Source organism: Actinomadura darangshiensis (genome assembly GCF_004349235.1).
Taxonomy (GTDB): Bacteria; Actinomycetota; Actinomycetes; order Streptosporangiales; family Streptosporangiaceae; genus Spirillospora; species Spirillospora darangshiensis.
The window spans coordinates 1-6653 of sequence record NZ_SMKY01000400.1; the positions used below are offsets into that span (position 1 = coordinate 1).

Here is a 6653-nt window from a genome sequence, read left to right on the forward strand (position 1 = left end):
CCCCCGAGCAGCACGCCCCTCCCGACTACTACAGGTGGGACGGACTGCGCGCCACGGCGGAGGAGGCCCAGCGGCTGCTGCTGGACGTGCGCGGACGCCTGCTCGCGCAGGACGTCATCCGCGTCGGCGCCGTCGTCGTGGTCGTCTCGACCTGGTTCACCGTGATCGGGCTCGGGTTCGCGGCCAACGGACGGCCGCTGCTCTGGCAGACGATCGTGTCCGATCACGCGATGCACGCGGACATCGGGCAGTACACCACGCGGGAGCAGGCGGTGCGCGGGCACGCCGAGGCCGTCGCCATGATCGACGGCCGGCTGCGCGGCCTGGTCGCCCGCGCGGCCCTCGACGAGGCGCACCCCTGACCCCTTTCACCCGACGAGCTTTCCGACGACATGGGCCCGCGGCACGCGGCCCGACCCCGGCTTGAGGCAGTGATCTGATGACCAGGAAGACACCCCGCGACGACGCGTCCGGCCGCAGCGCCCGGCGGAGGCGTCCCATCAGGCTGCGGATCACGGCGCTGCTGCTGGTCCCGCTGGTGTCCCTCATCGGACTGTGGGCGTTCGCGGCGAACATCACGCTCGGCGACGCGTTCGACAAGTACGACTTCTCGACGACGTACGAGAAGATGGGACTGCCCGGCCTCTACCTGGTGAACCAGCTCCAGGCGGAACGGTCCCTCAGCGTCGTGGCGCTGAGCACCAAGGACCCCGGCGACAAGAAGAAGCTCGCCGGGCAGCGCGCCCGCGTGAGCGGGGTCGAGAAGGCGTTCCGCGGGACGGCGCTGTCGCCCGAGGCGCAGGACGCGGCCCAGCAGGAGACCAAGCAGCGGCTCGCCGAGGCGATCAAGGCGCTGGACCGGCTGCCGCAGCTGCGCGGCCAGGTCGACTCCGGGAGAGCCGGGGCGCTGGACGTCATCAACGCCTACAGCACCATGCTGGACCAGGTCATCAAGGTCTTCGACGGCCTGGTGTCGGTCAACGACGTCGCGATCCTCACGCAGGGCCGCGCGCTGATCGGCATCGGCAACGCCCGCGCCTACATGCTCCGCGAGGACTCGCTCATCACCGCCGCGATGGCGCGCAACGGGCGGTTCACCCAGGAGGAGCACACCGCGTTCGTCCAGTGGGCGGCGGAGGGGCGGCGCGAGTTCGACGCGGGGCTCGCCGACCTGAACGGCCAGATCCGCGGGCCGCTGAGCCAGCTGGCCTCGTCCGACGGTTTCCAGCGGTACCGGGCGGCCGAGGCGGCGATCGTGAACGCGCGCGGCGACCGGCTGCCGCCCGAGGTCGCGGACTGGCAGGCCACCACCCAGCTGCTGTCGCAGGCATGGGCGCAGAAGGTCCAGGAGGCCAGCCTCGCGCTCAACGAGCTGGCCAAGCCGATCGGTGAGCGGATCATCATGCGGCTCGTCCTCGCGGGCGGGTTCGGGCTGCTCGCGGTGGTCGCCTCGATCGTGCTGTCGCTGCTCGCCGCGCGCAGCCTGTCCCGCGAGCTGCGCGGGCTGCAGCGCGCCGCGCTGAACCTCGCCGAGGACCGGCTGCCGGGCGTCGTCGCCCGGCTGCGGCGCGGCGAGGAGGTCGATGTGGACGCCGAGGCGCCGCCGCTCGTCATCGGCAGGACCAAGGAGGTCGCGCGCGTCGGCGACGCCTTCACGAAGGTGCAGCACACCGCGATCGACACCGCCGTCCGCGAGTCGTACCTGCGGCAGGGCATCAGCCGCGTGTTCCTCAACGTCGCGTGGCGCAGCCAGTCGCTGCTGCACCGCCAGCTCCGGATGCTGGACGAGATGGAGCGCGGCGCGTCCGACCCGAAGGCGCTCGAGGACCTGTTCCGGCTCGACCACCTCACCACCCGCATGCGCCGGCACGCCGAGGGCCTGGTCATCCTGTCCGGGACGTCCCCGGGCCGGGGCTGGAGCCGCCCGGTGCACGTCGAGGACGTGCTCCGCGCCGCGGTGTCGGAGGTCGAGGACTACACGCGGGTCGAGGTCGTCGTCGTGTCCAGCCAGGCCGCGGTGATCGGCGAGGCGGTCGCCGACATCATCCACCTGCTCGCCGAGCTGATCGAGAACGCCACGGTGTTCTCGCCGGCGCCGACCGAGGTGCTCGTCCGCGGCGAGATGGGCGCGAACGGGTTCGCCATCGACATCATCGACCGCGGCATCGGGCTCGACCAGGCCGAGCTGGACGCGCTGAACCTGCGGCTGTCGCGGCCCCCCGAGTTCGACCTGGCCGTCACCGACCGGCTCGGGCTGTTCGTCGTCGCCCGGCTCGCCGGCCGGCACGGCATCCGGGTCGCCCTGCAGCCGTCGCTGTACGGGGGCGTCAGCGCGGTCGTGCTGATCCCGCGGCAGCTGATCGTGGACGTCGACCAGCCCGAGGACGAGGACGGGGCCGCACAGCCGCGGTCGCGGCAGAACGGGTCGGCGCCCGCGAACGGGTCGATGAAGGCGTGGCCCGCGCAGGCGGCGCCCACGTCCACGGCGATGCTGAACGCGCCCGTGTACGACACCGCGCCCGTCCAGGACATCGCGCCCGTCCAGGACACGGCCGTGCCGCCCGAGGCCCCGGCGACCCTCCCCGACTGGGGCGAGGACCGGCCGGACCATGACGCGGCGGTGGGGTTCGGCGACGGAGCCCAGACCCCGACGTCGTTCGGGACCCCACCGTCGCACGGGGCTTCCTCGAACGGGACACCGCCGGCGTTCGACGCCACGCGCCCGTTCCAGGCCGGCGGCCCGCACATTCCCGCCTACGGCCAGGACCCCTACGCCGGGACGAACGGGCAGTACGGCGCGCCCGCGTCCTTCGGGGACGGGACCTTCGTGGACGGGACCTTCGGGAACGGAGCGTTCGGAGACGGACCGTTCGGCGAGACGCCGTTCGGGGAGGCACAGGCGCAGGCGGCCGGCGGCGGGCGGGCCCCGCTGCCGCGCCGGGTGCGGGGCGGCAACCTGGCGCCGCAGCTGCGCGAGGCGAACGGCTACGAGGCCGAACCCGCCCCGCCTCCGGCGGGCGACGCGATCGCCGCCTGGGAGGAGCGGTCGGCGGAGGCGTCCCGCGACCTGTTCGCGTCCCTGCAGTCGGGCTGGCTGCGCGGCCGGGACGAGGACGAAGGGCCCGCCGAAGGTCCCGCGAACGGCATGGAGGGAAGATCATGACCCAGCAAGTCGCGGCCGAGCTGAATTTCCTGCTCGACGATCTGGTCGACCGGGTCCCGCAGGTCCGCAAGGTCGTGGTGCTGTCGCGGGACGGGCTCGTCATGGGCAAGTCGCGGGGCGTCGCACGCGAGGACTCCGAGTACCTCGCGGCCCTCGCCGCCGGGTTCCACAGCCTCGCGGCCGGTGCGCGCCCGCAGCTGGACTCCGGCGAGATCCGGCAGACGCTCATCGAGATGGAGAGCGGCCTGTTCTTCGTCGTCCCGGCCGGGGCCAACAGCTGCCTCGCCCTGCTCAGCGAGGTCGGCGCCAACGCCGGCCTGGTCGCCTACGAGATGACGATGCTGGTCAAGCGCGTCGGCAGGCAGCTGTCCACCGGACTCAGGCAGGACATGCCGGGCCCCGGACCCAGGTGACCCGCCATGGACCCCAGTGACGTCCCCGGTGCTCCGCGGGGTCCCGGCAGGGAACGGTGGCTGGACGCGGCCGCCGGGCCGATCGTCCGCCCCTACGCGGTGACGCGCGGCCGCACCCGGCCGAGCGGCGAGCCGCTCGACATCGTGGCGATCCTCGTCGCGACCGGGCGGGCGGCGTCCGAGCCCGGACGGCTGTCGCGCCACCAGCGCCGGCTGCTGGCGCTGTGCCGCCGCCCGCACGCCCTCGCCGACCTCGCCTCGGACCTGAACCTGCCGTTCGGGGTGATCCGGGTGCTGGCCGGCGACCTGGTCGACTCGGGCCTCGTGGAGGTCCAGCGGTGGGCCGCGCCGGCGTCGCCGCTGTCGCCGTCCACGACCTACGTCCAGCCGCACAACGATCCGAACCTGCTCAGGAGGGTGCTCGATGAACTCCGCGCGCTCTGACTCCCCGCCCGCCGCGGTCGCGTCCCCGGACGAGGCCGACGACCGGGAAGACGGCCCGCGGGTCGCGCTGAAGATCCTCGTCGCCGGCGGGTTCGGCGTCGGGAAGACGACCCTGGTCGGCGCGGTCAGCGAGATCCGGCCGCTGCGCACCGAGGAGTCGCTGACCGACGCGAGCGTCGGCGTCGACGACCTCGACGGCGTCGCCGCCAAGACGACCACGACCGTGGCGATGGACTTCGGCCGCATCACGCTGCGCGACGGCGTCGCGATCTACCTGTTCGGGACGCCGGGCCAGGAGCGGTTCTGGTTCATGTGGAACGAGCTGTCGCGCGGCGCGCTCGGCGCCGTCGTGCTCGCCGACACGCGGCGGCTGACGGCGAGCTTCGCCTCGATCGACTACTTCGAGCGCAAGGGCACGCCGTTCGTCGTCGCCGTCAACTGCTTCGACAACGCCGACCACTACGACCCGCCCGAGATCCGGACGGCGCTGGACATCGACCCGCACGTCCCCATCCTGCTCTGCGACGCGCGCCACACGGTGTCGGCGAAGCAGGTGCTCGTCTCGCTGGTCGAGCACGCGCTGCGGCTCGCCGGCGGCACCCGGCGCGTCTAGCCCGGGTGCCCGGCCGGTTCGCCGGCGCGCCAGTGGCCGGCGCGCCGGCGCGCCGGTGGTTTCGCGGCCGGTGGCCGTCAGCCGGCGGGGCGGTCCCGGTACTGGTCGGGGTCGGGCGGGCCCATGATGATCTCGTCCACCCCCACGTCGTGCCCGTCCGCGCATCTGACCTGCGCCGTCACGCGCTCGCCGCAGGTGGAGTGCGTCAGCATGACCTGGCGGCCCTCCTCGTGCGGCAGGTAGTTCTCGCCCCATTCCATGAGGCTGACGAGCGTGGGCGCGAGGTCGAGGCCCATCTTCGTCAGGTGGTACTCGTAGCGGGTCCGCTGGCCGGGGTCCTGGTAGGGCTCCCTTGTGAGCAGGCCGGCGTCCACGAGGTGGCGCAGCCGGGCGGTGACGGCCGATTCGGTCATGGCCAGGTTGCGCACGAAGTCGCCGAACCGGTTGGTCCCGAAGAAGGCCTCGCTGAGCACCAGCACCGCCGAGGGCGGGCCGAGCGCGGCCAGTGTCCGGGCGACCGGGCAGTTCTGCATCGACCAGGCGTCGCGGTCGGCGAAGTGCCCTTCGAGTGTGATCGTCACCCGTCTACTATAAACCTGCTGACTTCGCTTGACCAAAGTCAGGTGGCTCGCTAGCGTACCTGACTATGGTGCAACAAAGTCAGGTACGCACGGGGCCGGTGCTCGCGGTACTCTCCGTCGCCTCCTTCATGGCGGGCCTCGACCTGTTCATCGTCAACGTCGCCTTCGACGACATCGGCCGCGACTTCGCCGGCACGCCGATGGCCGACCTGTCCTGGGTCCTCAACGCCTACGCGATCGTGTTCGCCGCGCTGCTCGTCCCGCTCGGCCGGCTCGCCGACCGCTACGGCCGCAAAGCCGGCCTCATCCTCGGCCTCACCGTCTTCACCCTCGCCTCCCAGGCGTGCGCCGCCGCACCGTCCCTCTGGTGGCTGGTCGGCTTCCGCGTCCTGCAGGCCGCGGGGGCGGCGGCGCTCATCCCCACCAGCCTCGGCCTCCTGCTGTCGGCCCTCCCGGCGGCACGGCGCGGCGGCGCGGTGCGGATCTGGTCCGCGGCCTCGGCGCTCGCCGCCGCCGCCGGACCCGCCGTCGGCGGCGTCCTCGTCGAAGCCTCCTGGCGCTGGGTGTTCGAGGTCAACGTCCCCATCGGGATCATCGCGGTGCTGCTCGCGCTGCGCCTCGTCCCCGACTCCCGCGAAGGCCTCACCGCCCGCTTCCCGGACCTGCCCGGCACCGCCGCGCTCACCCTCGCCATCGCGCTGCTCGCCCTCGGCCTCGTCAAGATCAACGACTGGCCGGGGGAGCGGACCACCCTCGTCGTCGGCGCCGCCCTCCTCGGCCTCGCCTGGTTCTGGCTGCGCTCCCTGCGGCACCCCGCGCCCGTCATCGAACCCGCGCTGCTCGCCGTCCGCACCTTCTTCTGGTCGAACGCCGCGGTCCTGCTGTTCACCGTCGCGTTCGCCGCCAACCTGCTCCTCGGCGTCCTCTGGATGCAGCAGGTCTGGCACTACTCGCCCATCCGCACCGGCCTCGCCGTCGCGCCCGGCCCGCTGATGGTCCCCATCATGGCGCTCATCGCCGGACGCCTCGCCGCGGCCCGCGTCCCCGTCGGACTGATCACCGCCGTCGGGTGCATGCTGTGCGCGTTCGGCGTCGTCATGATCGCGATGAGCCTCGGCCCGGCGCCCGCGTACGCGTCCGAGCTGCTGCCGGGCTGGCTCATCGGCGGGACGGGCGTCGGCCTCGCCCTCCCCACCATCCTGTCCGCCGCCGCCGTCGAACTGCCGCCGCACCGCTACGCCACCGGCAGCGCCGTCGTCAACATGAGCCGGCAGATCGGCACCGTCCTCGGTGTGAGCCTCGCCGTCGCCGTCCTCGGCACCCCGCACGGCTGGCCCGAAGCCCACACCGCATACACCAACGCCTGGCTGATGGTCGGCGGGTTCATGGCGATCGCAGCGATCGCCGCCCTTGGCATGACCCCCCGCCGACTCCAGCCC

General features: G+C 73.1%; 7 protein-coding genes. 6 read left to right on the forward strand and 1 reads right to left on the reverse strand.

Annotated features, from left to right (window positions below):
• The 5 genes from E1293_RS48200 to E1293_RS42770 form a co-directional block, all read left to right on the forward strand.
• A partial coding sequence (locus tag E1293_RS48200) for a hypothetical protein (protein ID WP_165978668.1) occupies positions 1–362 on the forward strand: 362 nt, incomplete at its 5' end.
• A gap of 77 nt (positions 363–439) precedes the next feature.
• Complete coding sequence (locus E1293_RS42755; RefSeq protein ID WP_132205185.1) at positions 440–3163, forward strand: sensor histidine kinase; 2724 nt, start codon at positions 440–442, stop codon at positions 3161–3163.
• Complete coding sequence (locus E1293_RS42760) at positions 3160–3576, forward strand: roadblock/LC7 domain-containing protein (protein WP_132205187.1); 417 nt, start codon at positions 3160–3162, stop codon at positions 3574–3576. Before E1293_RS42755 ends, E1293_RS42760 begins: the two co-directional genes overlap by 4 nt.
• Before the next feature lie 6 nt (positions 3577–3582).
• Entirely contained in the window at positions 3583–4020 is a 438-nt protein-coding gene (locus E1293_RS42765) for a DUF742 domain-containing protein (protein ID WP_132205189.1), read from the forward strand.
• Positions 4001–4633, forward strand: a complete 633-nt coding sequence (locus E1293_RS42770) for a GTP-binding protein (RefSeq protein ID WP_132205191.1) — start codon at positions 4001–4003, stop codon at positions 4631–4633. The genes E1293_RS42765 and E1293_RS42770 overlap by 20 nt, the downstream gene beginning before the upstream one ends.
• A gap of 77 nt (positions 4634–4710) precedes the next feature.
• On the opposite strand, the gene E1293_RS42775 is transcribed toward E1293_RS42770, so the two are convergent.
• Complete coding sequence (locus E1293_RS42775) at positions 4711–5214, reverse strand: winged helix-turn-helix transcriptional regulator (RefSeq protein WP_207939435.1); 504 nt, start codon at positions 5212–5214, stop codon at positions 4711–4713.
• Between the two features lie 98 nt (positions 5215–5312).
• On the opposite strand from E1293_RS42775, the gene E1293_RS42780 reads away from it, so the two are divergent.
• On the forward strand, positions 5313–6653 hold a 1341-nt coding region (locus E1293_RS42780), incomplete at its 3' end, for an MFS transporter (protein WP_207939436.1).

Excerpts from the sequence above, each read along its gene's own strand:
- E1293_RS42760 (WP_132205187.1), top strand. The coding sequence starts at position 3,160 with ATGACCCAGCAAGTCGCGGCCGAGCTGAATTTCCTGCTCGACGATCTG.
- E1293_RS42770 (WP_132205191.1), top strand. The coding sequence starts at position 4,001 with ATGAACTCCGCGCGCTCTGACTCCCCGCCCGCCGCGGTCGCGTCCCCG.
- E1293_RS42765 (WP_132205189.1), top strand. The coding sequence starts at position 3,583 with ATGGACCCCAGTGACGTCCCCGGTGCTCCGCGGGGTCCCGGCAGGGAA.
- E1293_RS42755 (WP_132205185.1), top strand. The coding sequence starts at position 440 with ATGACCAGGAAGACACCCCGCGACGACGCGTCCGGCCGCAGCGCCCGG.